General features: G+C 57.8%; 24 protein-coding genes and 1 pseudogene. 15 read left to right on the plus strand and 10 right to left on the minus strand.

What is annotated here, in order from left to right:
- Nucleotides 1-50: 50 nt before the first annotated feature.
- Together P4L78_RS01960 and P4L78_RS01965 are read right to left on the minus strand one after the other, a co-directional pair.
- Nucleotides 51-578 carry a lipocalin family protein gene (locus P4L78_RS01960; RefSeq protein WP_309326657.1) on the minus strand — a complete coding sequence of 176 codons (528 nt, stop codon included), beginning with the start codon at nt 576-578 and terminating at the stop codon, nt 51-53.
- Nucleotides 579-620: 42 nt separating this feature from the next.
- Nucleotides 621-1,991, minus strand: a complete 1,371-nt coding sequence (locus tag P4L78_RS01965) for an 8-oxoguanine deaminase (protein ID WP_309326659.1) — start codon at nt 1,989-1,991, stop codon at nt 621-623.
- Nucleotides 1,992-2,216: 225 nt separating this feature from the next.
- Here P4L78_RS01965 and P4L78_RS01970 point away from each other — a divergent pair, with 225 nt between their 5' ends.
- The 5 genes and pseudogenes from P4L78_RS01970 to fdhD all read left to right on the plus strand — a co-directional run bounded on the left by P4L78_RS01970 (nt 2,217) and on the right by fdhD (nt 8,395).
- The gene (locus P4L78_RS01970; protein WP_309326660.1) at nt 2,217-3,110 is read left to right on the plus strand and encodes an OmpA family protein; all 894 of its coding nucleotides are present in this window, start codon (nt 2,217-2,219) and stop codon (nt 3,108-3,110) included.
- A gap of 365 nt (nt 3,111-3,475) precedes the next feature.
- A pseudogene (locus P4L78_RS01975) lies at nt 3,476-4,909 on the plus strand (OFA family MFS transporter).
- Between the two features lie 177 nt (nt 4,910-5,086).
- A complete protein-coding gene (locus P4L78_RS01980; RefSeq protein WP_309326662.1) occupies nt 5,087-7,360 on the plus strand; it encodes an FdhF/YdeP family oxidoreductase in 2,274 nt (757 codons plus the stop codon).
- 10 nt (nt 7,361-7,370) lie between these two features.
- Nucleotides 7,371-7,601, plus strand: a complete 231-nt coding sequence (locus tag P4L78_RS01985) for a hypothetical protein (protein WP_309326664.1) — start codon at nt 7,371-7,373, stop codon at nt 7,599-7,601.
- On the plus strand, nt 7,589-8,395 hold the full coding sequence (gene fdhD / locus P4L78_RS01990) for a formate dehydrogenase accessory sulfurtransferase FdhD (protein WP_309326666.1): 807 nt from the start codon (nt 7,589-7,591) through the stop codon (nt 8,393-8,395). The genes P4L78_RS01985 and fdhD overlap by 13 nt, the downstream gene beginning before the upstream one ends.
- A gap of 130 nt (nt 8,396-8,525) precedes the next feature.
- Here the strand turns inward: fdhD and P4L78_RS01995 are convergent, their stop codons facing one another.
- The 3 genes from P4L78_RS01995 to P4L78_RS02005 all read right to left on the minus strand — a co-directional run bounded on the left by P4L78_RS01995 (nt 8,526) and on the right by P4L78_RS02005 (nt 11,775).
- A complete protein-coding gene (locus P4L78_RS01995; RefSeq protein WP_283148498.1) occupies nt 8,526-9,650 on the minus strand; it encodes an ABC transporter substrate-binding protein in 1,125 nt (374 codons plus the stop codon).
- 310 nt (nt 9,651-9,960) lie between these two features.
- Nucleotides 9,961-11,226: a DUF3443 family protein gene (locus P4L78_RS02000; RefSeq protein ID WP_309326668.1), complete on the minus strand. Its 1,266-nt coding sequence runs from the start codon at nt 11,224-11,226 to the stop codon at nt 9,961-9,963.
- Between the two features lie 60 nt (nt 11,227-11,286).
- Entirely contained in the window at nt 11,287-11,775 is a 489-nt protein-coding gene (locus P4L78_RS02005; RefSeq protein ID WP_309326670.1) for a DUF2844 domain-containing protein, read from the minus strand.
- 564 nt (nt 11,776-12,339) lie between these two features.
- Between P4L78_RS02005 and P4L78_RS02010 the strand changes: the two genes are divergently transcribed.
- The 3 genes from P4L78_RS02010 to P4L78_RS02020 all read left to right on the plus strand — a co-directional run bounded on the left by P4L78_RS02010 (nt 12,340) and on the right by P4L78_RS02020 (nt 13,948).
- Entirely contained in the window at nt 12,340-12,540 is a 201-nt protein-coding gene (locus P4L78_RS02010; RefSeq protein WP_283148501.1) for a hypothetical protein, read from the plus strand.
- 131 nt (nt 12,541-12,671) lie between these two features.
- Nucleotides 12,672-13,178, plus strand: a complete 507-nt coding sequence (locus tag P4L78_RS02015; protein WP_309326672.1) for a YaiI/YqxD family protein — start codon at nt 12,672-12,674, stop codon at nt 13,176-13,178.
- Nucleotides 13,179-13,246: 68 nt separating this feature from the next.
- Nucleotides 13,247-13,948, plus strand: a complete 702-nt coding sequence (locus tag P4L78_RS02020) for a dienelactone hydrolase family protein (RefSeq protein ID WP_309326674.1) — start codon at nt 13,247-13,249, stop codon at nt 13,946-13,948.
- 63 nt (nt 13,949-14,011) lie between these two features.
- On the opposite strand, the gene mdtH is transcribed toward P4L78_RS02020, so the two are convergent.
- Together mdtH and P4L78_RS02030 are read right to left on the minus strand one after the other, a co-directional pair.
- The gene (gene mdtH, locus P4L78_RS02025; protein WP_309326676.1) at nt 14,012-15,226 is read right to left on the minus strand and encodes a multidrug efflux MFS transporter MdtH; all 1,215 of its coding nucleotides are present in this window, start codon (nt 15,224-15,226) and stop codon (nt 14,012-14,014) included.
- 88 nt (nt 15,227-15,314) lie between these two features.
- Nucleotides 15,315-15,731 carry an SgcJ/EcaC family oxidoreductase gene (locus tag P4L78_RS02030; protein ID WP_309326678.1) on the minus strand — a complete coding sequence of 139 codons (417 nt, stop codon included), beginning with the start codon at nt 15,729-15,731 and terminating at the stop codon, nt 15,315-15,317.
- Between the two features lie 215 nt (nt 15,732-15,946).
- On the opposite strand from P4L78_RS02030, the gene P4L78_RS02035 reads away from it, so the two are divergent.
- Complete coding sequence (locus P4L78_RS02035) at nt 15,947-17,368, plus strand: TonB family protein (RefSeq protein ID WP_309326680.1); 1,422 nt, start codon at nt 15,947-15,949, stop codon at nt 17,366-17,368.
- Between the two features lie 437 nt (nt 17,369-17,805).
- Entirely contained in the window at nt 17,806-18,663 is an 858-nt protein-coding gene (locus P4L78_RS02040; RefSeq protein WP_309326682.1) for a TonB family protein, read from the plus strand.
- Between the two features lie 138 nt (nt 18,664-18,801).
- Here the strand turns inward: P4L78_RS02040 and P4L78_RS02045 are convergent, their stop codons facing one another.
- From P4L78_RS02045 to P4L78_RS02055, 3 genes are all read right to left on the minus strand, one after another.
- A complete protein-coding gene (locus P4L78_RS02045) occupies nt 18,802-19,554 on the minus strand; it encodes an SDR family oxidoreductase (RefSeq protein ID WP_283148508.1) in 753 nt (250 codons plus the stop codon).
- Between the two features lie 116 nt (nt 19,555-19,670).
- Complete coding sequence (locus P4L78_RS02050; protein ID WP_309326685.1) at nt 19,671-20,741, minus strand: cation diffusion facilitator family transporter; 1,071 nt, start codon at nt 20,739-20,741, stop codon at nt 19,671-19,673.
- 11 nt (nt 20,742-20,752) lie between these two features.
- On the minus strand, nt 20,753-21,028 hold the full coding sequence (locus P4L78_RS02055) for a metal-sensing transcriptional repressor (RefSeq protein ID WP_309326687.1): 276 nt from the start codon (nt 21,026-21,028) through the stop codon (nt 20,753-20,755).
- 167 nt (nt 21,029-21,195) lie between these two features.
- Here P4L78_RS02055 and P4L78_RS02060 point away from each other — a divergent pair, with 167 nt between their 5' ends.
- The 5 genes from P4L78_RS02060 to cydX all read left to right on the plus strand — a co-directional run bounded on the left by P4L78_RS02060 (nt 21,196) and on the right by cydX (nt 25,161).
- Nucleotides 21,196-21,741 carry a GbsR/MarR family transcriptional regulator gene (locus P4L78_RS02060; RefSeq protein WP_283148511.1) on the plus strand — a complete coding sequence of 182 codons (546 nt, stop codon included), beginning with the start codon at nt 21,196-21,198 and terminating at the stop codon, nt 21,739-21,741.
- A gap of 301 nt (nt 21,742-22,042) precedes the next feature.
- Entirely contained in the window at nt 22,043-22,276 is a 234-nt protein-coding gene (locus tag P4L78_RS02065; protein ID WP_309326689.1) for a hypothetical protein, read from the plus strand.
- Nucleotides 22,260-23,837, plus strand: coding sequence for a cytochrome ubiquinol oxidase subunit I (locus tag P4L78_RS02070; protein ID WP_283148513.1), 1,578 nt, complete (start codon nt 22,260-22,262; stop codon nt 23,835-23,837). Before P4L78_RS02065 ends, P4L78_RS02070 begins: the two co-directional genes overlap by 17 nt.
- Nucleotides 23,830-24,969, plus strand: coding sequence for a cytochrome d ubiquinol oxidase subunit II (gene cydB, locus P4L78_RS02075; RefSeq protein ID WP_283148514.1), 1,140 nt, complete (start codon nt 23,830-23,832; stop codon nt 24,967-24,969). Before P4L78_RS02070 ends, cydB begins: the two co-directional genes overlap by 8 nt.
- Nucleotides 24,970-24,999: 30 nt before the next feature.
- Complete coding sequence (gene cydX / locus P4L78_RS22850; protein ID WP_390901509.1) at nt 25,000-25,161, plus strand: cytochrome bd-I oxidase subunit CydX; 162 nt, start codon at nt 25,000-25,002, stop codon at nt 25,159-25,161.
- Nucleotides 25,162-25,190 lie beyond the last annotated feature (29 nt).

A 25,190-nucleotide genomic window follows, 5' to 3' on the forward strand; every position in this document is an offset into this window, starting at 1 on the left:
TGTCACAGCCCAACGTTATTGATCATAGCCGCGCTGGCGAGTCGTGCTTGTCAGGGTTGGCTGTGCGGTGTGACGATCCATTCAGACATGTCATAGCCTTCGCGATGGGCAATTTGCAGCGCGGCATCGGTATCGGCTTGCGTCAGCACCGGCGTGCGCGACAGCAGCCACAGATATTTGCGATTGGGTGTGCCGACCAGCGCCCAGCGGTAATCCCGATCCAGCCCGATCACCCAATAATTGCCAGAGATCGGCCAGAAAAAAGTGACTTTCAGCTGAGCGTTGCCGCTGTTGGGTACTACCACAGCGCTACCGGTCACGACGTCCGGTTTGTGATCTTCGTGCAGGCACCGATTGGTGACGGTGATCTTGCCGTCTTCACCTTTGCCATATTCAGCGGTCGTGTCCGAAACACATTTACGCTGCCAGTACATCGGCAGACGGCCGATCTCATACCATTTGCCCAGGTAGCGATCCAGTTCGACATTGGGCACGCTGGTCACGGCTTCAGCGGCTTGTAGTAAAGGCGCGGCGGCCAGCAGCAGCGCAAACAGCAGAACTTGCATGATCAGCTTCATGGCCGAGCCTCCCACGGGTAGCAAATGCGTCATCGGATTACGTTAACGGCGAGTATCACCATTGGCCAATTGCCGGGCCAAAGCGTTGTGACGCCCAATCAGGGTAGGGAGTTCCAGCGTTTGCAGCTGTCCGTCTACGATCACTGCTTGCCCATTGATCATGCTGAAACTGACGTCGGACGATGCGCACAGCAACAAGGCCGCAACCGGATCATGCAAGCCGCCGGCAAAGGACAGCGTGTTCAGGTCAAACGCGATCAAATCTGCGGCAAAGCCGGGGCGAATCTGGCCGATATCATCGCGATTCAGCACCGCCGCGCCGCCGCGAGTGGCCATTTCCAGCGCCTCGCGTGCGCTGAGAACATCCGGGCGGCAGTGATGCACGCGCTGCAATAACAAAGCCTGGCGCGCTTCGTTCAGCATATGGCCGCCGTCGTTGGAAGCGCTGCCATCCACACCAAGTCCGACCTTGACTCCGGCATCGAGCATTTGCCGGATCGGTGCCACACCCGAGGCCAGTCGCATATTGGAACATGGGCAATGCGCCACGCCGGTGCCGCTACGAGCAAAGAGGTCGATACCGTGTTGGTCCAGTTGCACACAATGCGCATGCCAGACGTCATGCCCAATCCAGCCCAAGTCCTCAACATATTCCGTCGGCGTCTTGCCGAACACTTCTTGCGAGAAAGCGATGTCTTTGTGGTTCTCTGCCAGGTGCGTATGCAGGCTCACGCCATACGCGCGCGCCAGGTCGGCTGATTCACGCATCAGGTCGGTGGTGACCGAGAACGGCGAGCATGGCGCCACCACCACGCGGGTCATGGCAAAACGGCTGGCATCATGCCACTGCTCAATCAAGCGTTGGGTATCGCGCAGGATAAACGCTTCGTCTTCCACCACGCGATCCGGCGGCAGACCGCCTTTGCTCTCGCCCAGACTCATGGCACCACGGCTGGCATGAAAACGCATGCCAATCTGTTGTGCGGCTTCGATGGCGTCATCCAGGCGGCAACCGTTGGGGTAGATATAAAGATGATCGCTAGCCGTGGTGCAGCCCGACAGCATCAACTCGGCCATCGCGGTCTGGGTGGAGATGCGGATCATCTCCGGAGTGAGCCCGGCCCAGATCGGGTAAAGCGCTTTGAGCCAGTCGAACAACTCGCAATTTTGTGCCGCCGGAATGGCGCGGGTGAGCGACTGGTACATGTGGTGATGCGTGTTGATCAAACCCGGCAGCACCAGATGGTCAGTCATATCAACGATGTGATCGACCACTTCATTGGCCAGATCGGCGGCGCTGCCGACGCGCACGATCTGGTTGTCATGCACCAGCACGGCGGCGTCGGTCAGCTCGCGGCGCTGGTCGTCCATGGTGACCAGAGTGTGGATGTGGTTCAGCAGCGTTTTGGCCATGCGTGTGTTCCTGGTCGGCTCGATAAGAGCAAGCGCAGTTGCGGTGTCAGCGCTTTTTTTGAAGAGGGCGGGGATATCGCCACGATACCACTTGCCCGGAAAACTCCGATATCTGACACGAGGCATACGCTTTATGTTCTATACCGACATTTTGTCCGCCGCATTACAGCGCAGCGGCGGCTGTTGAACGGTCGGACCAAACTAACCAACCCACGGACCTTGCACATGTTTTCTGAAGATCAGGATCAAAACGCCGGAGTCGCCATTGCTTTGGCGGTGGCGTTAATCGTTGCGGGCAGCGCCGCCTGGTACACCGTGCGCGGCGGCAGTGCGCCCAAGCCCATGGCCGCCAATGTGGCGTCAGCGGTAGCGGCCGCACCACAAAACGGACAACTGGCGCTCGGTCAGGTGCAACTGACCCAGGCCGCTGGCGTCCTCACGCTCACCGGTATCGTGCCCGACGAAAAAACACATCAGCGCTTGCTCAAACCAGCCCGCGTGCTGTGGGGCGAAGACAAAGTGGTCGATCACATCACCGTGAGCGCAGATGCCGCACCGCTGTGGTGGCTGGCGCGTCCGGTGGACATCCTGGCGCGCTTGCGCCAGTTGGCGGACTTTGATCTGAAACTGGGCGATGGCGTGATTGCGCTGAATGGCACCGCCGGCAGCGAGCCGCTCAAACAAGCGATTTTGTCCGGATTGCCAGACTGGTTTGTGAAAGACGCCAGCGTGAAGGCTAATCTGACCGTAAACGCGCAGGCCGGAGTTGCTGCACTGGCTCCATCGAACGCCTTGCTGGAAGAAACCATCGAATTTGCGACTGGCTCGGCGCAAATCCCCGGCACAGCGCAGGCGCGGCTTGTGGTGGTGGCTGATTTGCTCAAGGATGATGGCCGCAACATCCTCATCACCGGGCACACCGACAATACCGGCGATGCCACTGCCAACAAAACGCTGTCACTGGCGCGCGCCAATTCGGTGGTGGTGTTCCTGGTGGCGCATGGCGTAACTGCCAGCAATTTGCATGCGCAAGGAGCAGGGCAAGATCAGCCCATTGCCGATAACGGCAGCGAAGAAGGCCGTGCCCATAACCGGCGGATCGAGTTCAGCGTGCAGTAGCCACTGCCGCAGAAAATTGGAATGTTGCCCGGCCCGCCGTAAGCGGTCTGCTGTGACAAAAACCGCACTGCCATTGAGCGTGCGGTTTTTTTATGAGCGGCTGCACCCGCCCATTCATTACCTCCCAGTCCGGTTGTGACGCCCTTCACCAGACCATTCGTAGGAGATAAACGGATTTATTGGCTATATAATTTCATTTGCATATAAGCGCGTTATTATATGTAGACACAGTCAGCTTGCCTTGGCTGCGCGCCCGTCGCCGCACCTTTCGGGTATTCGTAAACAAAGTCTCCCATGCCTCTTGCACGCCACATTTTTGCCATGACCGGCGTGTTGGTACGGCTTAAAACTAAAAGGGGAAATAGATGAGTTTTGCCGCAACACTGGATAAAAGTCAGAGCATAGCCAAGCCGGAATTCAACCGCTGGTTGATTCCACCGGCCGCGTTAGCCATTCATTTGTCGATTGGCCAGGCCTATGCTTTTTCGGTTTTCAATTCGCCGCTCAATAAAGCCTATGGCTGGAGCATTCCGCAACTGGGCTGGATCTTCTCGCTCGCCATCGTATTCCTGGGTTTGTCTGCCGCCTTTGGTGGCAAATGGCTGGAACGGGTTGGCCCGCGTGCCACCATGTTTACTTCTGCCGTGTGCTTTGGCGGTGGTTTTCTGGTCTCGGCGTTAGGTATTTATCTGCAACAATTGTGGATGCTGTATCTGGGCTACGGCGTGATCGGCGGTATCGGTCTGGGGCTGGGTTATGTCTCGCCGGTGTCGACCCTGATCAAGTGGTTTCCGGATCGTCGCGGCATGGCAACCGGCATGGCCATCATGGGTTTTGGTGGTGGTGCCATGATCGGCGCGCCACTGGCCGTGATGCTGATGGAAAGATTCAAAACCGATACCACTCCCGGCATTGCCGAGACCTTTGTGGTGATGGGTTTGATCTACACGCTGTCTATGCTGATTGGTGCCTTCACCGTGCGCCTGCCAGCACCGGGCTGGAAGCCAGAAGGCTTTGTTGAAAAACAAGACCCGAAAAAACTGGCCAGCAATACCTTTGTTGAAGTCGACACCGCCACCCAAACCCCGCAATTCTGGCTGCTGTGGGCCGTGCTGTGCCTGAACGTGACGGCCGGTATTGGCGTGCTGGGCCAGGCTTCGCTGATGATTCAGGAAGTGTTCAAGGGCTCGGTTTCGGCGGCCGCTGCGGCGGGTTTTGTCGGCTTGTTGTCCATCTTCAACATGGGCGGGCGCTTCTTGTGGTCCAGCGTATCTGACGTGATCGGCCGCAAGACCACCTACCTGGTGTTCTTCGTGCTGGGCGCTTTCCTGTACGCCTTGGTGCCGACCGCTGGCGCTACCGGTAGCGTGGCGCTGTTTGTGGTGCTGTATGCCGTGATCCTGTCGATGTATGGCGGCGGTTTTGCCACCATCCCGGCGTATCTGTCGGACAAATTCGGCACACGTTATGTGGGCGCTATTCATGGCCGTTTGCTGACCGCATGGTCGGTGGCTGGCGTGTTGGGCCCGGTGATCGTGAACTACATGCGTGATTACCAGATCAGCCAGGGCGTGGCCAAAGCGTCGGCCTACAACACCACCATGTACGTGATGGCCGGTTTGTTGGTGCTGGGGTTCATCTGCAATGCGTTCGTCAAGAACGTTGATGCACGGTTTGTTTCGAAAGAGGATTAAGTCATGACCAAAGTAAAAGGCCTGATACTGTGGGCATATGTGCTGCTGCCGCTGGCATGGGGTGTAGTTCAGACCATCAAGAAAACTGCCGCTTTGTTTAGCTAAACCAGGTTTATCTGGTTAGCCCATCCGCCCCGTCTGGCTTGTGCCTGGCGGGGCGGCAGACTTTTGATCACAGCGTTTTGGAAATTCGGGTTTATTGCAGTTCGATTTGTTCACCAGTTCGTGCTTGAATGGTGTTTCAGCCCGTTGTTGTCAGCAGTTTTGTCAGAGGTAGAGTGAATGTCCAGACAGGCAATCAAGTTGTATGCAGGCCCAGCAGGCGGCTGGGGTGCATTACGCAGCGTGCTGCATCATATTCATGAGCAAGGTGTGGTCGCGCGCGGCATCACCACCTTGCTGCATTCCAACCAGCCTGATGGCTTTGATTGCCCGGGCTGCGCCTGGCCCGACAAGAATCATCATTCCACTTTCGAGTTTTGTGAGAACGGTGCCAAAGCCGTTGCCGCCGAAGCCACCGAACGCCGGGTGACGCGCAAATTTTTTGCCGCGCACACCGTTGCCAATCTGGCGGTGCACGATGATTACTGGCTTGAAGCACAAGGCCGCCTGACCGAGCCCATGCGCTACGACAGCGCCACCGATCACTACGTACCTACCAGTTGGGATGACGCTTTTGCGTTGACGGCCAAACATTTGAACGCGCTGGCCAGCCCGGACGAAGCGCTGTTTTATACCTCTGGCCGCACCTCGAACGAAGCGGCGTTTCTGTACCAGTTGTTTATCCGCGAATACGGCACCAACAACCTGCCCGATTGTTCCAATATGTGCCACGAGCCTTCCGGCACAGCCATGAAGGAACAGATTGGCATCGGCAAAGGCACGGTCACGCTGGAAGACTTTGACCACGCTGAAGCGTTGTTCATTTTTGGCCAGAACCCCGGTACCAATCACCCGCGCATGCTGGGCACATTGCGCGAAGCAGCCAAACGCGGCTGTCGCATTGTGGTGTTCAATCCACTGCGCGAACGCGGGCTGGAGCGCTTTGCCGATCCGCAAAGCCCGCTTGATATGCTGTCTACCCACGGTACGCAGATTGCCTCCAGTTATTACCAATTGCGCATCGGCGGCGATCTGGCGGTGGCGACCGGCATTGCCAAAGCAGTGCTGGAAGCGGGCGACGTGGACCTCGAGTTTATCGCGCAACATACCGATGGTTTTGATGCATTCAAAACCACACTAGACGCCGAAACCTGGGTCACCATTGAAGAACAATCCGGTCTGACTGAAGCGCAGATTCGCGAGGTCGCTGCCATCTACATGGCCAGCAAAGCCACCATCTGCACGTGGGGCATGGGCATTACCCAGCACAAGCATTCGGTGGCGACGATCCAGGCGATTACCAATCTGTTGTTGCTCAAAGGCAATATCGGCAAGCCCGGTGCCGGTGCCTGCCCGGTGCGCGGACATTCCAATGTGCAGGGTGACCGCACGATGGGCATTTATGAAAAACCTTCGCCCGCGTTTCTGGCGCGTTTGGGCAAGGCGTTTGATTTTGAGCCGCCGCAACAACATGGCCACGATGTGGTTGGTGGCATTGAAGCCATGCTGGCGGGCGAGGCCAAAGTGTTCTTTGGCATGGGCGGCAACTTTGCGACCGCCACGCCTGACTCGGACCGCACTCGCCAGGGCTTGCGCCAGTGTGATCTCACCGTGCATGTCACCACCAAGCTCAATCGATCGCATCTGGAACACGGTAAAGACGCACTGATCATGCCGTGCCTGGGGCGCACCGAAGTGGATATCCAGGCCGCTGGCGCGCAAGGGGTGACGGTCGAGGATTCGATGAGCATGGTGCATATCTCTGCAGGGATGAACGCACCGGCCTCGGAACATCTGCTATCCGAGCCCGCCATTGTGGCGCGACTTGCCGCCGCGACGCTGCAACAGAGCAAAACACCGTGGCTGTGGCTGATTGAAGATTACGACCGCATTCGCGACAAGATCGCGCAGGTGATCGACGGCTTTGAAGACTTCAACCCGCGCGTACACGTGCCGGGCGGGTTCTATCTGGGCAACTCAGCGCGTGATCGTGACTGGCGCACCGCCAGTGGCAAGGCCGGGTTTATCGCCCACGCCGTGCCCACTGATTTGCCCATCAACACCCTGCGCAAACAGCATGCCGAGCGCCGCATTTTCAACTTGATGACCGTGCGCAGCCACGACCAGTACAACACCACCATTTACGGCCTGGATGACCGCTATCGTGGGGTGTTTGGGCAACGCCGCGTGTGTTTTATCAACAAGGCCGATCTGGCCGCACTGGGCTTCAGCGCCGGACAATGGGTGGATATGACTTCCGTGTGGCACGACGGCGAGCGCGTGGCCAAACGCTTCTTGCTGGTTGAGTACGATATCCCGCAAGGTTGTCTGGCCAGCTACTACCCGGAAACCAACAACCTCGTGCCGCTGGACAGCATGGCTGATCGGGCGCGCACGCCGGCATCCAAATCGGTGCCGGTGGTACTGACGTTGAGCGAGAGCGTTGCAGCATAACGAAGGAACTATGGAAGAACTGCTGGTGGCCATTGTGGCCCTGCTGGCCGAGCGCGACGGTTTGTCCGATCACCAGATTGGCAAGAAGCTGGCGCTGGGTATGAGCCAGCTTAATCGCGCGTTGACGGTACTGGCTTCGGACACCCAGGCGGGCGGCATTGGTCTGGTTGAAGTTAGAACCGACGACAAACGCCGCACCGTCTGGCTGACAGCGGCGGGGAGGGCTCTGTGTCCACAATAACGCTGGCAATACCCGCCACGACCCAGCCGCTGGGCGCGATCCGTATCGATCACGGTCAGGCACAACCGCGCACGGAAATCCTTGCTGAAGAAACTGCCGTGGCACTGGTTTACAACGGCATCTCGCATGCGGTCATGATGGCCAGCCCGCTGGATCTGGAAGACTTCGCGCTGGGGTTTTCGCTGACCGAGGGCATTATCCAGAAACCCGGTGAACTGCTGGATATCGAACTGGTAGCCGCAGAAAACGGCATAACCGTAGAAATCCAGATCACTGAACAACGCTTCGCCCAACTCAAACAGGTGCGTCGCAATCTGGCGGGGCGTACCGGTTGCGGCCTGTGCGGACAAGACTCACTGGAAAGCGCAATTCGCCCAGTGGCGCAGGTGGTTAACCCGGTCTGCCTGGCGCATCAAGACGTACTGCAAGCCATGGAGCGCTTGTGCGCCCTGCAACCGCTGAACAATGCCACTGGCGCCGCCCACGCGGCCGGATGGTGGCGCGATGGGCAGATATTGGTGCGCGAAGACGTTGGCCGCCATAACGCGCTGGATAAGGTGATCGGCGCCGCCGCGCGCACGGTGGCCCGTGATGGCGTGCTGGTGATCAGCTCAAGGGCGTCGTATGAGATCGTCCACAAGGCGGCAGCTGCCGGTTTTGGCATTGTCGCCGCGATCTCGGCGCCCACTGCGCTGGCAGTGCGGCTGGCGCGGGAGGCCGGAGTGACGCTGGTGGGGTTTGTGCGAGGAGAACGCATGACGATTTACAGTCATGATGGGCGCATCGTGCGTTAAGCCGCGCAACGGCATGGAACCTGGATTTGCATGAGTGTTTGCGGGACAAACAAGGCAGGCAACGCATAGCCTGGACATAAAAAAACCGACCTCAAGGGTCGGTTTTTTTTGTCGCTGGAATACACCCGCGTTAGCTATGAATACGCCCGTCGTGATCCACCACCGTCAAATCCACAAAGCTCGAACCATTGTGATTGGTGCTGGAGAACTTGACCCGGAAACCGCCCATGTCGTAATCGCCCAAGCCTTCCAGTGCCGCTACCAGTTTCTCGCGGGTCAGGGCTTTGCCGGCCCGCTTGAGGCCTTCCACCATGACGCGAGCGCCGATGTAGCCTTCCAGGCTGGGGTAGTCGACATTGCTTACGCCAGCGGCAGTCAGCGCTTTGACGTATTCAATGGTCACTTGTTTGGTCGGGTTGTACGGTGTGGGCATGACTTGCGACACAATCACGCCGCTGCCATCGTTTTTCAGTTCCGACACCAGCGCTTCAGTACCCACAAAGCTGACGTTATAGAACGGCCCAATGTAGTTGTGGGCGCGCGCAGCGGTAATGAATGCTGCGCTGGATTTATAGGCGGTAACCATAAATACGGCGTTGGCCGGGTTCTTCACCACCAGGTCTTCCACCGCTTTTTTGACATCGGTGCTATTACGCTGCACGGTAGCCAGCGCGTTCAGCTTGATACCGTATTTGGCTGAAGCCTCTTGCATGGCCTTCAAACCAGCCTGACCATAAGCATCGTTCTGGTAGAACACGTTGATGCTCGACATGCCCATTTTTTTCATGGATTCAGCAATCTCGCCCGCTTCGTCGCGGTAGCTGGCACGCACATTGAACACGTTGTGATTCAGCGGATTGCGCAGGCTGTCGGCACCGGTGAACGGGGCAATGAACGGGATTGCGGCCTGATTGATCAGCGGCAGCGAAGCGTTGGAGGTCGGGGTGCCGACATAGCCAAACAATGCAAACACCGGCTGGTCTTTGATGAAAGTCTTGGTGTTGGCGGCAGCGCGATCCGGCTCGTAGCCGTCATCCAGCGCGACCAGTTTGATCTTGCGGCCATTGACGCCGCCATGCTGGTTAACCCAGTCAAAATAAGCCTTGGCGCCACGATTGACCCCTTTACCCAGCTCCGCTGCCGGTCCGCTGAGCGCGGCTGACTGGCCCAGTACGATTTCAGAGTCGGTAATGCCCGGTTCCGCATGCGCAGAAACACAGATCAGGGCAAACAAGCCCAGCCACAACGCCTTCATGATTCTAGTTCCTTGGTGTTTTGAGTATGCATTGAGTGTAACGACGTCCGGGGTATTCAGACGCAATGCAGATGTGCAGCAAAAACAATGCCAAGCCATGTGAGCCCGGCATGTCATCTCCGCCGCATATTATATCGGCATAAAGACTGGAACGGGCCGCTTAGGCCCGGACGGCGGGAAAGTCACGACGGTCGTCGGTTTGCCAGAGACGATGGCTAAAACGTATGCAGCTTGTTTGCCCTGCACAAATAAAAACGTCGCCCCGAAATGGAGCGACGTTGTGGTTGTCACGGAACTGAATCAGAAGAGATCAGAACGCTACGAAAGGCCCGCTGCCAGCGCTGGTCGACGCACCATTAAATGCCGTGAACACGGTGCGGCCATAGTTGAACGGCATGCCCAGATCAATGCCGCCGGTGCCGTTATTGCCACCCACATTATTGAAGGCCGTAAAGCTGTTGCTGCCAAGCAGGGTTTGCGCATTGCCAATGCTCAGCCCAACGATATTGCTGGGCGTGCCGTTGATGCCGGTAACGGTCACATTGGCGGCGATCGCGTTAGTTGGGCAGAGAAAGCCGGGGAGTGTACCGGTGCATATGGCAATCCCCGTGGCTGAGGGCATGAACAACAGATTGGAACCGCTATCGAGGAAGCTGTTTGAGTAGGTCTTGCTCTGGTAGCTCATATTCAGCAAGCCATTGGCATCGATTGGATAAACTGCGGCATTGCCCAGCGCATTGTTTGACTGCGTGCCGATGCCAAAGATCAGGAACCCCGCTGCGGTACTCGCGCCGGACGTTGGCACCGTTTGCATGGTCATTGCCACGCCATTGTTGTCGCTGGCAAACAATGACACCGGGTTCATGATCTGGGCGATCAGCGGCACGGCGGTGGCGATGCAATTACCTGGTACGGAGCAACCGTAATAAAAGTCCTCCAGGTACGGGCTGGTGGGGCTGGTGCACAGGCTTTCGCAGTCATGGATGATATTGCCGATGCCCAACACGCCATTGGAACCAAAAGAGTTCACGTCGTTTTCCGGGCTACCGCCACTGCTGCAGCCGGTAGGCACCGTGTTGGCATAAGTGCTGTCGCCAATGACCTGAATGGACAGATTGCTGACCGTCTTGCCACCAAAAGTGGCATCCACGGTTTTGACTGGTCCCCAGATAAACCCGTCGGCAAACTTGTAGCACTCCACCAGCGGTGTGGTGCTGGCGCCTGGTACCGTGGCTTGCGGCAGGATGCTGTTGACGTTGCCCAGCGCACTGGCCATCAGGCGTAAACCGGTAGAGGCTGTGTCGACCAGAATGTGGTCCACAGTGACGCATTGCGCGGTACCCGGCGCGCAAATGGTCACACTCACTGTCGGCACATTCAGCGATAACGAGGACAAATTGCCCGGACCGGCGTCCACGGTCACCGCCATGACGTTATCGCCAGTCGGTATTGGCGTTGGGGCCGGAGTGGGCGTCGGCGTGGGTGTTGGAACCAGGGAGCTGCCGTCGGCTCCGCCATTGCAGCCGGACAATAACAAAATGAATCCGCTGAGGCAGGCCAGAAGAAAGAGCCGCATCGAGTACCTCTTGGGGGGCTGGATATTATGCATATTCATGCTCATGGCAAAAGGTGGCGGTTAATGAATCTGGTCGATGCTGGCATCGGCCGGCAGCAAAGAGGGCACCCAGGCCCGACCGGTATAGGCGCGTGGTTTGCCGCCAGATTGCACCACCAGGTCCGGGTTGTTGACCAGGTTGGGTGTATGCCCGGCATGCGGCGTTTTGTTTGAATCAACAAACTCCGGAAAGTAAGTGCCCAGCAGAGCGCGCAGATCAGGCAGTTGCGGGCCGGCCCAGGCCACGGCAAACACCACGCCAGTTGAGGTCACGTATTCACGAATATCGGTGCCACCTGCGGTTTGCAGCGTGTTGACAGTCCACGATGTAGCGGTCGATGTGGTGATATCGGCTGCGCCGTTGCTGGCCGCAACTTTGCTGGTGGCTTTAAGGGCCTTTTGTGCAGAAGGGGAAGTCGCCGGTGCGCCACCCAAGGCAGCGTGAGCCAGGCAGGGTGCGATCAGCAATGCGGCGAGCAAAGAGCGAAAGCCGCAAGATGTTGTTGTCATGAATCGTCCTCGTTGCGCAATGTCGGGGCCAAGCCGCTGGCAGTATCGAACTCAGGAAGCTGCGGCAGTTCAGTGTGTGTCACGCCGGGTCATTCTCAATATTGCTTATTTGGGCACAGAGTCCAGGTGGTTGTTGCATTACTCCGGCCCGAAGGTCGCTGTCACCCGGTAAATGGCACCGGTTTGCCATGCCGTCAAATCGGGTAGGGCGGTGACCATTATTGACTGGCATGTGCACCTCAGCCTGTAAACACCGTGCCTGAACAAAACGCGCCACCATTGTCCCAGTTGACCCTGCAACACAGTTCACTGGTATCAGCGATACAGACAGATACCCGAGCGGTTGTTTTCGGGGGCCAGACTGTAATTGATGTCGGCAACTATTGTGATATTTTCGTAAATCGCAGGACCCGGTACTTAAACGGGCTCGCCGGTCAGCCGTGTCAGAGCCAACAAGAGACGAGGTGTTTGCACAGGCCGGCATCAACCACAGCAAATGCCTGGGGTGGGAGTTTTGCCATGACTAGCTTGCAACAACCAGTAGTGCCGCCAGGATCTGGCGGGTTGAAAATCGACACCGTGGAAGCGGCGCTCGATTATGTCTTTTTGCAGTTTGAAAACAATCATGCTCAGGCACGTGAAATCTGGGCTGAAACTTATAACAAGCTCGCCGAGGCAGCCGATTCTGGTCTGGCTGCAGATATCGAGGTGGCACGCCGCATGTTGTTGGAAACGATCAGCCGGACCCAACTCAGGGCGGCGTGATCGGACTTTGCTGATTGGGCAATGTCTTGCTCTAATCAAAACATCCATCTGCTGTGCTGCAAGCAGATCAATGGCGGAATGACTGGCCGGGATTTACCCCGACCAGTCAGCCGCCGTTTTATACTCCCGGCATGTCTACAGCCAACTCTCCTGATTCCCCGGTTAATCCCCGCGCTGCCTGTATCTGGGTGGATGCCGATGCCTGCCCCAAAGCCATCAAGGAAATCCTGTTCCGGGCAGCGGACAGGGCGCAAATCCACATCATTCTGGTTGCCAACCAGCTCTTGCATGTACCGCCTTCGCCCTGGTTGCGCGCTGTGCAAGTGCCTGCCGGGTTCGACGTAGCCGATAACGAAATCGTTGAACGCACGCAGACAGGCGATCTGGTGATTACTGCGGATATTCCGCTGGCGGCGGCGGTGATTGCCAAAGGCGGCGCAGTGCTGGACCCGCGTGGCGAGCGTTTGAGCTTGGCCAATATTCAGGAGCGCCTGAGCATGCGCGACTTCATGCAAGGCCTGCGCGATAGCGGCGTGCAAACCGGTGGCCCGGCCAGCTTGTCGGCGGCGGACCGGCAAATCTTTGGGCGCGAGCTAGACAAGTGGCTGGCAAAAAATCGTTCGTCGATACGCTTGTAATTGACCGGTCTACGCCCAACCTGTGCGACAGCAGTTTCCATCCCCCTTTGTATATAACGGAGAACACGATGACTTCACGCTGGATCGATATCACAAGCACCACGGGTGAGACCTACACCGGTTATTTGTCATTGCCGCCGACAGGCAAAGGGCCTGGTCTGGTGCTGATCCAGGAAATCTGGGGCGTGAACGAGCATATCCGTACCGTGGCCGATCAGTATGCAGCCGATGGTTTTGTGGTGCTGGCACCGGATGTGTTCTGGCGTCAGTCCCCGCGCATCGAGCTCAAATATGATGATGTCGATACCCCCAAAGCCTTTGGCCATATGCAGGCGCTGGATCAACCGGCCGCCGTGAAAGATCTGGTCGGCGCGGTGAACACGCTCAAGGCGCTGCCGGAAGTCACCGGCAAGATCGCAACCGTGGGCTATTGCATGGGCGGGCGCTTGTCTTATCTGACAGCGGCCAATAGCCCGGATGTGGCCGCTGGCGTGGCGTATTACCCGGGCGCCATCAATACGGTGATGGATCAAGCCGCGACGCTCACTGCGCCGGTGCAATTTCACTTCGGTGGCCTGGACACCTACATCACCCACGCCGTGCGCGAGGCGGTGATTGATACGCTGGGCGATCGTGACGAGACCGAAATTTACGTCTACGAGAACGCCGATCATGGCTTTAGTTGCTGGGGTCGCGCCATGTACAACCAGAATGCCGCCTTGTTGGCGCATGGTCGTACTTTGCAATTCCTGGCCGAACATCTGGCCTGAATGTAACTGGCGATAGATAGCAGCATCGGCCAGAGCGGCGTCCCAGCCCACCGCCGATGTCTGCTATGCCCGTTGCGTCCTCACCGTCGCCGACGAGTGACCGCGCACCGGTTTCAACAGCTTCCACAAACCCAGCCACGTGATCACGCCAATGCCGGAAAGCGCAAACCACGGCAGTTTGGGCGTATGCCATTGCCGCGACAGATCATAAGCCGCTCCGGCAAACAATTGCCCCAGCGCGCCACCCAAGGCCAGACCAATCCGGCTGAAACCCATATAGCTGCCTAACATTGCGGAATCTGCCTTGCGAGCGGAGAGCATCTCGCGAGCTGGATCGGCAGTAATAGTGCCGATGTAGAACACCGCCAGCAGCACAAAAAACACCGTCAATGACTGAGAGAAAGCTTGCAGAAACAGGCTGACGCACATCAGTGCCAGTCCGATCAGCAAGCGGCTTTCCAGTCGCACGCGATGTTCGGCGAAGTGGGCAATCGGGTACAACAAGGTGAGAGACAGCGCAGTTTCCAGGGTGTACATCCAGCCCACGGCATGGCTGTCGTGGGTTAGCTGCATCACGGCGATCGGCATCAGCATCAAGACCTGCACGGCCAGAGCGTAATAACCGGATAACGTGAGCGCGTATTTAACGTATTCGCGGTCGGCCAGTACTTTGCCGATATTCGCAAAAAACGCGCTGCGACCGCGGGCGATGCGATAGTTGGGCAACAGCAGGGCATTGCACAGGGCGCAAGTAACAAACAAGGCCGCGCCCATCCAGCCGACCCATTCAAACCCGACATTCAACAACCAGCTGCCGGTCATGGCGCCCAAGACGGCACCAGCGCTGTCCTGCATCATGATGATGGCGTAAAAACGGTTGCGCTCGCGCGGGCGTGTCAGTTTGATAATCAACGCCGAGCGCGGCGGATCAAACAACACGCCACCCAAGGCGGACAGCACGCACGACAAGATCAGCACCAGCGGCGTAGTAGCCAGCGCCATCAGGGCAAAACCGGCTGCCCGCATCAACATGCCGGTGACAATCATCGGCTTGGCGCCAAAGCGGTTGGCTACCGCGCCGCCAAAAATCCCCAGACCTTGCTGGATAAACTGGCGCACGGCCAGCGCAGTGCCGACGATGATGGCGGCCCAGCCCATGTGATCGACAAAGTGGATACTGATCAGTGGAAAAACGACGAAAAACCCGAAAACGACCAGAAAGTTGTCCAGCAGGATGAACAACTTGCCCAGGCGGCGGGCTTTGGATGGTAGCGACATGAAAATCCCCAGCTAGCCAGCCAGTGTAGGTATCTGCTGAAAATGGGGATATAGGTGAAACTGCCAGTGAGCATGATCGCCGGGGCAGCTAGCCCACGTCAGCGCCGCTACCGGGCTGGAGCAACAAGGTATTGGCGTCGCGCGTCAGCAACCAGTGGCCACTGGGGTGGCGCGCAAACAGCGTCAGCGTGTGGCCGGAACGCGTGACGGGTTGCGCCGATGATGGCGGAGTGACCGTCACGGTGAGCGCGCCGCGTGACGATGCCAGATCATCAGTACCGCCGACTTCCAGAATCTCCTGTTTTGCCACCAGCCGCATGCTGGCCGGGTTTGCTGGCAAGAGCGCGGCAAAGGCGGCTTTGCCCACAATTGGCGGCTGGCCGGGCGTGATAAACACGGCATCGTCGGCCATCAACGCCAATACGCTCGCCGTGTCGCCCGTCATTGAGGCATCCAGCCATTGCTGGCACAGCGCGCGGATTGCGGATTCATCGGCGGGTTTCATGGGCAACATCCTGGTCAAGTGGATAAACGCGTTGTGGGCGCGCTGCGCAAACACTGCCATTGTATCGGTCAGATTGCACTTGCTTACTAATGCTACGGCGCAAATTGCAAGACTAGTGTACCTTTCAGCATCCACATGCAACCACCACTCGCCCGCGTAGGCAAGGCGACGTGGCAGGTTGTTGATGATGCATTGCTTTGACCGGTGAGGATGAATTGACAAGACAGCGGCGGCTGCTCTGGATTGCGTTTGTGCTGGCGGTGCTGTTGCACCTGGCAACGTTATTGATCCCGTTCTCGTTTTCGAGTGGGGGCTCGCGCTTTTTCGCCACAAACTTGCCGTTCCAGATCAATCTGCAGCCGCAAGCGGAGCCGGTTGTGACGCCGGAACCTGAATCCGTGCCGGAGACGCCAGTACACGACCAGCAAACTGTGGAAGAGTCTGCGCCGCCTGCAGTCATTGCCGTGCCGGTACCTGAAAAACCGATGGTCTCGACGCCGGTGGCGGTGTTGAGTCGGCGTATTCATCACAAAGCGTCAGTGCCGCAACCGGAACAAGCTTCGGCGCCCGTTGTAGTCAGTGAATTGACGCCGGTGCCAACGGCTAGCCCAACGCCCGCGCCGACCCCAACCGCGACCCCGGTCCCGACGGCTACGCCAACACCCACTGCAACGCCGAGCCCGACGCCGGTGATCACGCCAGAGCCAACGCACGTGCCGACCCCGACACCAACGCCGACTGTCACACCCACAATCGCGCCGACCCCGGTCGCGACAGCTACACCTAATCCGACACCGCTGCCCACGCCTGTTCCGACCGCGGCGCCAACGGTAGTGCCGACGCCGATTGCAACGCCGGTACCCACGAAGGCACCCACGGCGGTGCCGACGGTAGCACCAACACCGGCACCGACGCACCTGCCAACACCGTTGCCGACGGCTGTTCCCACCGTTGCGCCAGTCCCCACGGCTGCGCCGACAATGGTCGCGGTGCTCCCTACCGCGGTACCGGCGGCGATTGCGCCGACCAGCGTTCCGGTAGCACTGCCAACCAGCGCGCCGGGCAAGGGCTTTGTGCCTGCTCCGCATGCAGAAAGCTCGTCGGCCGGATTGGCGCGCAACGGTACGGGCACAGGCTCAAAAGAAGCGGGCAGTGGCAATGGGCCAGATCGTTCTTCGCGGGGCACCAGCGAACCGGCGCCGCGGCTGGCGATTCATTTGTCTGATTTGCGTGCGCCTGCGGCTACGACCAGTTCATCCCGTACGCCGCAAGAAGAAGGCTGGATTCGGGCCCAACGTGATTCAGTCACGCGTGCCATCTACGGTTTATGGGAAGAACAACTGCGCAAGCGCGTTGAGCGAATTGGCCAGATGAGTTTCCCGCGCAATACGCATGGTGATGCCATGTATGGTCGCGTGCGCTTGCGTTTGTTGATCAACGGCCGCGACGGCTCGCTGGTGGAAAGTGAGATCATCGCCTCGTCGGGTAACCCGGAACTGGACGATGCCGCGCTGCTGATCGTGCGCCGCGCCGCGCCGTTTGGCCCCGCCAGCAAAGACCTTTGGGATGAGAATGGCCAGATTCTCATGCTGATGTACAACAACTATCAGAAAGACCAGGTGAGCTGGACCCGCTAGCACATGATCTTTGGGTTGATAGCGATGGCGGGTGCCAGCTTCTCCAGTCGTAAAACAATTCGGATTTGCTAAAGATTCCTGTGGGGTTTGTAGACCCGGCGAGCCTCTGCTGCGTTACTTCCTCGATAAGGTCTGCCGTTCTCCGCCCCGGCATGCGTGTACCGTACATGCGCGATACACAATGCGATTGATTGCCGCCCTGGCTCAGGGTAAAACAGCGGCGGGCCAGTTCCTGCGGCAAGCTGTCGCGAGTGTCGCGAAATTGCTGGAACAGGTTACGAGATTGCAAGTGCGTGTTATGTTCCTTCCGGGATCAAGAGCGCAAAGACGATGATTTGCCTGGCTGCTAATCCAGACCTGTAAAAACCAGTAATTGCCGTTGTGATGTCGGGTTTGCCCGCTCAAGCCGAATACTAAATTTTGGAAGTTGAAGATTCTTGTCAGTCAAGTACATCTCCTTTAAAGACGGCGTCCTGACCATCCAGCTAGATTTGCTGGCGCTTGCTTTCTTGTTGGCAATATTGCTGCACCTTTCGGCGTTGCTGATTCCCAAGGGCAAGACCAAGCCGCTGGAACAGGCGCAGGCGCAGCAAATGCCTTTCCAGATGCAATTGGTTCCCAAGCAGACCAAAGCACCGCAAGTGGCTGAAATCACCGCGCCACCGGTCATGACTGCGCCAGCTGCGACCGCCAAACCGGATTACGTGGCACCGCCGCCCAAGCCGCGCCGCAAAGTGGTGAAACAGGTTGCATCGGCACCCGCGCCGACCAAGCCCGACCAGGATTCGAAAGATATCCAGATGAGCGGGCTCGACGCCGCGCTCAACCACCAGCCGCAGGGGCAGGCACAGCAACAGCCGGGCAAACTGGCGATGCATTTCTCTGATCTGAAGCAGCCGATTGGTGATCCGCACGATAGCCAGGTGGATGAAGCCACCCGTTCGCTGGAGGCCGACCCGCTCACCCGCAATATCTTTGGTTTGTGGGAGCAGCAGATCAAACAGAAGGTCGAGCGTATCGGCCAGATGAATTTCCCCAAAGATAAAAACGGCAATTCCATCTTTGGCCTGCTGCAGTTCCGTATGGTGCTCAATTCTGACGGCACACTGGCGCAAGCCAAGATTGTGAACACGTCGGGGAATCCGGAGCTGGATGCGGAAGCACTGAAGATCTTGCGTTATTCTGCGCCGTTTGGGCCAGTGCCCAAAGAGCTGCTGGATGACCATCAGCAGATTACATTGGTGCGGTATTACCAGTTTATTAATCTGGGGGATCGGACGAAGTGGAGCAGGTAGTGGTGTTAGTGCCTGCGGCACGGGTGTGAAGGGCGTTTGATAAAACTCTGCCGCCCGGATTCGCACCACACACAATCCAGATAAAAAGCCCGGCAGATCCGATCCGCCGGGCTTTTTATCTGGAGCAAAACGCGTTAGCTATTTCCGGTCCCGATCAATCGCCAATCCACCAAACGATTGCCGCACCGGCATGATCTCAATGGTGTTGATGTTCACGCGATCTGGCCGTGAGGCGATCCAGTAAATGGCGTCGGCGATGTCTTCTGGCGTCAGTGGTTCGGTGCCGCTGTAGACATTCGCTGCTTTGGCATCGTCGCCGTGAAAGCGCACGTTCGAGAACGCGGTGCCGCCAACCATGCCCGGTTCCACATCGGTTACGCGCACGCGGGTGCCGATCAGGTCGGCGCGCAGGTTGAGCGAGAACTGGCGTACAAAGGCTTTGGTTGCGCCGTAAACGTTGCCGCCGGGATATGGCCAGCGACCAGCGACTGAGCCCAGGTTCAGCACCACGCCACGATTGCGTTCCACCATGCCAGGCAAGACGGCGCGGGTTACGTACAGCAGGCCTTTGATGTTGGTATCGACCATGCGCTCCCAGTCATCCAGTTCGGCGCGTTGTGCGGGTTCCAGTCCCAGCGCCAGACCGGCGTTGTTCACCAGTACATCAATCTGCGCAAACTCGGCAGGCAATTGCGCCAGAACTGCGTTAACGGCGTCGTTGTTGGTTACGTCCAGTTGCAACGGCAGAATCTGCCCCGGATGCTGTGCCGCCAAGGCGTTGATGGCGTCAACACTGCGCGACGCAGCAATCACTTTATGGCCTTCAGCCACAAAGCGCAGCACGGTGGAAGCGCCAATGCCGCCACTCGCGCCAGTTACCAGAACAATCATGAAAAACCTCCAGCGGTCAGATATCCAGACAGACCATGATCTTGCCGCAGCGCAACAGCGCTGGCTAGCTCAATCCGGCTTCAGATTGCACAGCACAGTTTGGCTTCACGCCGGGCTTAGTGGCATTGCTCGCCTTGCGGCGCGTGCTGGTGATATTGGTCAATGCAATCCGCGGTTTCCATTTGCACGGTTACGTGATCCACATTGAATTTTTCAGCCAGCCGTTGCTGGATTTTGCCGACAATGGCGGCGGGGTCCGCGTCTGGCGCAGCCACGGCGTGCAAGGTCACCATTAACTGTTCGGCGGTCATGGCCCAAGCGTGGATGTGGTGCACGTCGGTGACGCCAGCCACGTTTTGCTCCAGATCGCTTTTGATCTCGTCCAGATTGATATTGGGCGGCGTGCCTTCCAGCAGGATATGCGTGGTGGCTTTTACGATCTGCCAGGCGCTTTTGAGGATCAGCAATGCCACCAACACGGACAACAACGGGTCAATGGGCGTCCAGCCGCTGTAACGGATGACCAGCGCCGCAATAATCGCCGCCACCGAACCCAGCAAATCGCCCAGTACGTGTAGCCACGCGCTGCGCATGTTCAGGTTTTCCTGGTTGCCGCCATTGAGCACAAAGAACGCCGCAATATTGGATGCCAACCCGGCAACGGCCACCCACAGCATCGGGCCGCTCAGGATCGTGACCGGATGGGCAAAGCGCACAATGGCCTCAAACAGAATCCAGCCTGCCACCACGAACAGCGCGCAACCGTTTACAAACGCAGCGAGGATTTCCAGTCGCTTGTAGCCAAAAGTCAGCTTGGCATTGGCCGGGCGTTTGCCGATATGTAATGCCAGCCAGCTAAAACCCAATGCGGCCGAGTCCGACACCATGTGGCCTGCGTCGGCCAGCAAGGCCAGCGAACCAGACCAGACGCCACCAATGATCTCGACGATCATGAAAGCGAAGATGATAAAGAACGCCAGCGCAATGCGGCGTTGATCGGTTACGCCGTGGGCATGGCCAAAGGTGTGATCGTGGTTGTGGCCAGCATGACCATGTCCGTGATCGTGAGAGTGGCCATGGCTGTGGTCGTGACCCGCGTGGTCGTGTTTACAGTCGTCACCGTGCTGGTGTGCGGCCACGGCTGCCGGGGCGGGCGCGGATGGGGCGGGGCGGTAAGGAGAAGTCATCCGGGCTGGCCTTAGAGATAACGAACGATTTGTTTGAATTCATCCAGCGCTTGTCGCTGGCCGCCTTCGCCGGTTTGCACGGCGTTTTCCAGGCAGTGGTCGATATGGTCTTGCACCAGTTGGCGTTTGGCACTGGCAATGGCTTTTTCGACCGCTTGCAGTTGCTGGGCGATGTCCAGACACGCGCGCTGTTCTTCCAGCATGCGCATGATGGTTTTCAGATGCCCTTCGGCACGGCGCAAACGGTTGATGATTTCGGGGTGATCGGTGTGTTCCATACGGCGCATGGTATCCCCCTGGGGGGGATATTGCAAATGGCCTTTAGCAAAATAATTACAGATGTATATTGCGCTAGAACAACGGCAGTTTTACAATTTTCAGTAATTAGTGAAAATTCAGAAATACAAGAAATCACGAAACTTTTGATCAAATCCACTTGGCAGAACACAAAAACATGGAACTCACCCCGCTCACCGAGCGCTTTATCCTGCACTTTGGCGAAATGGGCAGCCGCTGGGGCGTGAACCGCACTGTGGGCCAGATTTACGCCGTGCTGTTTATCTCTGCCAAGCCGCTCAATGCCGATGAAATTGGCGAAACCCTCGGTTTCTCTCGCTCCAACGTCAGCATGGGTTTGAAGGAACTGCAGTCGTGGCGCATTGCCCGCATGGTTCATCAAACCGGAGATCGGCGCGAATACTTCGAAGCGCCCAAAGACGTGTGGGAGATTTTCCGCACGCTGGCCGAAGAAAAAAAGAAGCGCGAAATCGACCCGACGTTATCCATGCTGCGTGACGCCATGCTGGCCGCGCCGACCAATGACGATGAGCGTTACGCACAAGAACGCATGCGGCAAATGCATGAACTGATTGATCTGGCCACGGGCTGGTTTGACGAGATTCACCGCTTGTCGCCAGAAACCCTGGAAAACCTGATGCGGCTGGGTTCAAAGGTCCAGAAAGTACTGGGGCTGGCGGATCGGCTACGCGGGGATAAATAGGCAGCCCGTAGCCCGGATGAAGCATTAGCGAGAATCCGGGGGCGATATCGGCAAGTACAGAGGCCGATGAGTCGTTGAAGTGTTGCCACCCCGGATTCTTGCTACCCCCTGCAGTTGTCATATGCGATATCCAGAGGTTTTGTGGGGGTACCCCCGAGGGACATGCTTCATCCGGGCTACGGGGCTGGCATTCGCACCTTGCCCAAACCAATCCCGGATTGCGCTATGTGGCATCCGGGCTACGATGGACTAGAACACGTACGCGGCGATGCTACCGACACCGCAACGGAGTAACGAAGTCATGCAGTTGTTGCGATCAAGATCATTTGACCGGCGTCTGGCGCTGGAAATCACGGCGTTGTTGATCGTCAAGGCGATCTTGCTGTGGCTGGCCTGGCACGCATGGTTTGCTCATCCCGTTGCTGAAAACATGAACGTGCCGACTGAGATGGTGCGTCAACAAATCATGGGCGCAACTGCGTCCGCCCCCGCTTTGCGCATCCCTGGAGAAACACCTGATGATACCCGCCGCTGATGTGGTGGAACTGTCGCGCCTGCAGTTTGGTTCTACCGCGCTGTTCCACTTTCTGTTTGTGCCACTCACGCTGGGCCTGAGCTGGATTCTGGTTATTTGCGAATCCATGTATGTCATGACCGACCAGCAGGTCTACAAGGACATGACCAAGTTCTGGGGCAAGTTGTTTGGTATCAACTTTGCCATGGGCGTCACCACCGGGATTACGCTGGAATTCCAGTTCGGCACCAACTGGGCTTATTACTCGCATTACGTGGGCGACATCTTTGGGGTGCCGCTTGCCATTGAAGGCATGATGGCGTTCTTTCTGGAATCCACCTTTGTCGGGCTGTTTTTCTTTGGCTGGGATCGCCTGTCGCGCGTACAGCATCTGGGCGTGACTTTCCTGGTGGCACTGGGTTCCAACCTGTCGGCCTTGTGGATTCTGATTGCCAACGGCTGGATGCAAAATCCGGTCGGTGCCGATTTCAATTACGAAACCATGCGCATGGAGCTGACCAGCATCGCCGATGTGTTCTTCAACCCGGTGGCGCAGGTGAAGTTTGTGCATACGGTGGCGGCGGGGTACGTGGCTGCGTCGATGTTTGTACTGGGCGTGTCGTCCTGGTATCTGCTCAAAGCGCGTGATACCGGCTTCGCCATTCGCTCGTTTGCGGTAGCGGCGGGGTTCGGGCTGGCGTCGGTGTTGTCAGTGATCGTGCTGGGCGATGAGTCGGGTTACACATCCGGTGAAGTACAACAGGTGAAGCTGGCGGCGATTGAAGCCGAATGGGAAACCATGCCCGCACCTGCCACGTTCACCGCCATTGGTATCCCCAATCAAAAAGAAGAGCGCACCGATTACGCCATCCGCATTCCGTACTTGTTGGGCTTGATCGCCACGCGTTCGGTAGATAAACAAGTCACCGGACTGAAAGACCTCAAGCTGCAATATGAGGATCGCATTCGCAGCGGCATGGTGGCGTATGAAGCGCTGCAAAAGCTGCTGGCGGGCGACAAGAGTGATCCGGTCAAAACCCAATTTGAAGCACACAAGAAAGACTTGGGCTTTGGCTTGCTGCTGAAGAAATACACGCCAAACGTGACTGACGCGACGCCAGAGCAAATCAAGTCGGCGGCCAATGACACCATTCCGCAGGTACTGCCGTTGTTTTTCTCCTTCCGCATCATGGTTGGATTGGGCATCTGGTTCCTGTTTATCTTTGCCGCGTCGTTCTGGTTCCTGGCCAAACGCAATCTGGCGCCACAGCGCTGGTTGCTGCGGCTGTGCGTGTGGTCGATTCCGTTGCCGTGGGTGGCGATTGAGCTGGGTTGGTTTGTGGCCGAGTACGGTCGGCAGCCTTGGACTATTTCCGGCATCTTGCCGACCTTCCTTTCGGCGTCGTCACTCAGTACCGGGCAACTGCACTTCAGCATGTTTGGCTTGCTGGGCATCTATTCCACGCTGTTTGTGATCGAGATGTACCTGATGATCAAGTACATCCGCCTCGGGCCATCGTCTTTGCATACTGGCAACTACCACGGCGAGAAGAAGCTGCCACAAGGGGAACAACATGCTTGATTACGAAACGCTCAAGCTGATCTGGTGGGCGCTGGTTGGCGTGTTGTTGATCGGCTTTGCGCTCACTGGCGGCTGGGATCTGGGCATTGCCGTGTTGTTACCGTTCCTCGGCAAAAACGATGATGAACGCCGGGTGCTGATCAACACCGTAGGGCCGACGTGGGAGGGCAACCAGACCTGGTTGATTACTGCTGGCGGCGCCTTGTTTGCCGCATGGCCGCTGGTGTACGCGGCAGCGTTTTCGGTGTTCTATATTGCGTTGATGCTGACCTTGTTTGCCTTGTTTTTACGCCCGGTCGGCTTTGACTATCGTAGCAAGCTGCCCAATCCGAAATGGCGTAATGGCTGGGACTGGGGCTTGTTCGTGGGCGGGCTGGTGCCGTCGATCATCTTTGGCGTGGCTTTTGGCAATCTGTTCACAGGTGTGTCTTATCAGTTTGATAACACCATGCGGGTGAGCTACGGCGATGCCAGTTTCTTTGATCTGCTGAACCCGTTAGCGCTGTTCTGCGGCGTGGTGTCGCTAGCGATGCTCACCCTGCATGGCGCGGCGTTTCTGCAATTGCGCACCGAGGGTGTGATCCAGGCGCGAGCACGGCGGGCGGTGCAGGTGGCGGGTGTCATCACGGCGGCGTTGTTTGTGCTGGGCGGCTTCTGGATATCGCAACGCGCCGGTTTGCAGATCACCCAAATGGGTTCGCCCAACGACGTGCTGCGGCCGCTGGATAAAGTCGTGGAATCGCTCCCCGGCGGCTGGCTGGCTAACTACGCGCGTTACCCGCTGACCTGGTTGTTGCCGGCGTTGGGCGTCGCCGGCGCGGTGCTGGCGGTGGTATTTGCGGGCATTCGGTTGCGCTGGTTGACGTTGCTGGCCAGTAGCGTGGCGCTGATCGGCATCATCCTCACAGCGGGCTGGTCGTTGTTCCCGTTCGTGTTGCCATCTTCGCTAGATCCGAAATCCAGCCTGACGGTGTGGGATGCGGTATCCAGCCATAAAACGCTGGGCATCATGCTGGGCGTGGCGATTGTATTCATGCCGATCATTTCGCTGTACACCGGCTGGGTTTATCGCGTGATGCGCGGCAAGGTCACGGTAGAACGCATCCGTGCCGAAACGCACACCAGTTATTAACCCCGGCTAGCGAGCAAGGAGCAATCAAGCATGTGGTATTTCACCTGGATATTGGGTTTGGGGCTGGCGCTGGCGTTTGGCATCATCAATGTGATGTGGCTGGAAAGCCATTACGCCTTCGGCACGCAGAAAGACGATGTAACCCGGCAGCGCTTTGAGCATTACCGCAATAAAAAGCGGCGCAAGGGCTAGGCTTGGTAGTGGGCTGATGTGCAGACCCA

The organism is Silvimonas sp. (assembly GCF_031291215.1).
Classification (GTDB): Bacteria; Pseudomonadota; Gammaproteobacteria; order Burkholderiales; family Chitinibacteraceae; genus Silvimonas; species Silvimonas soli.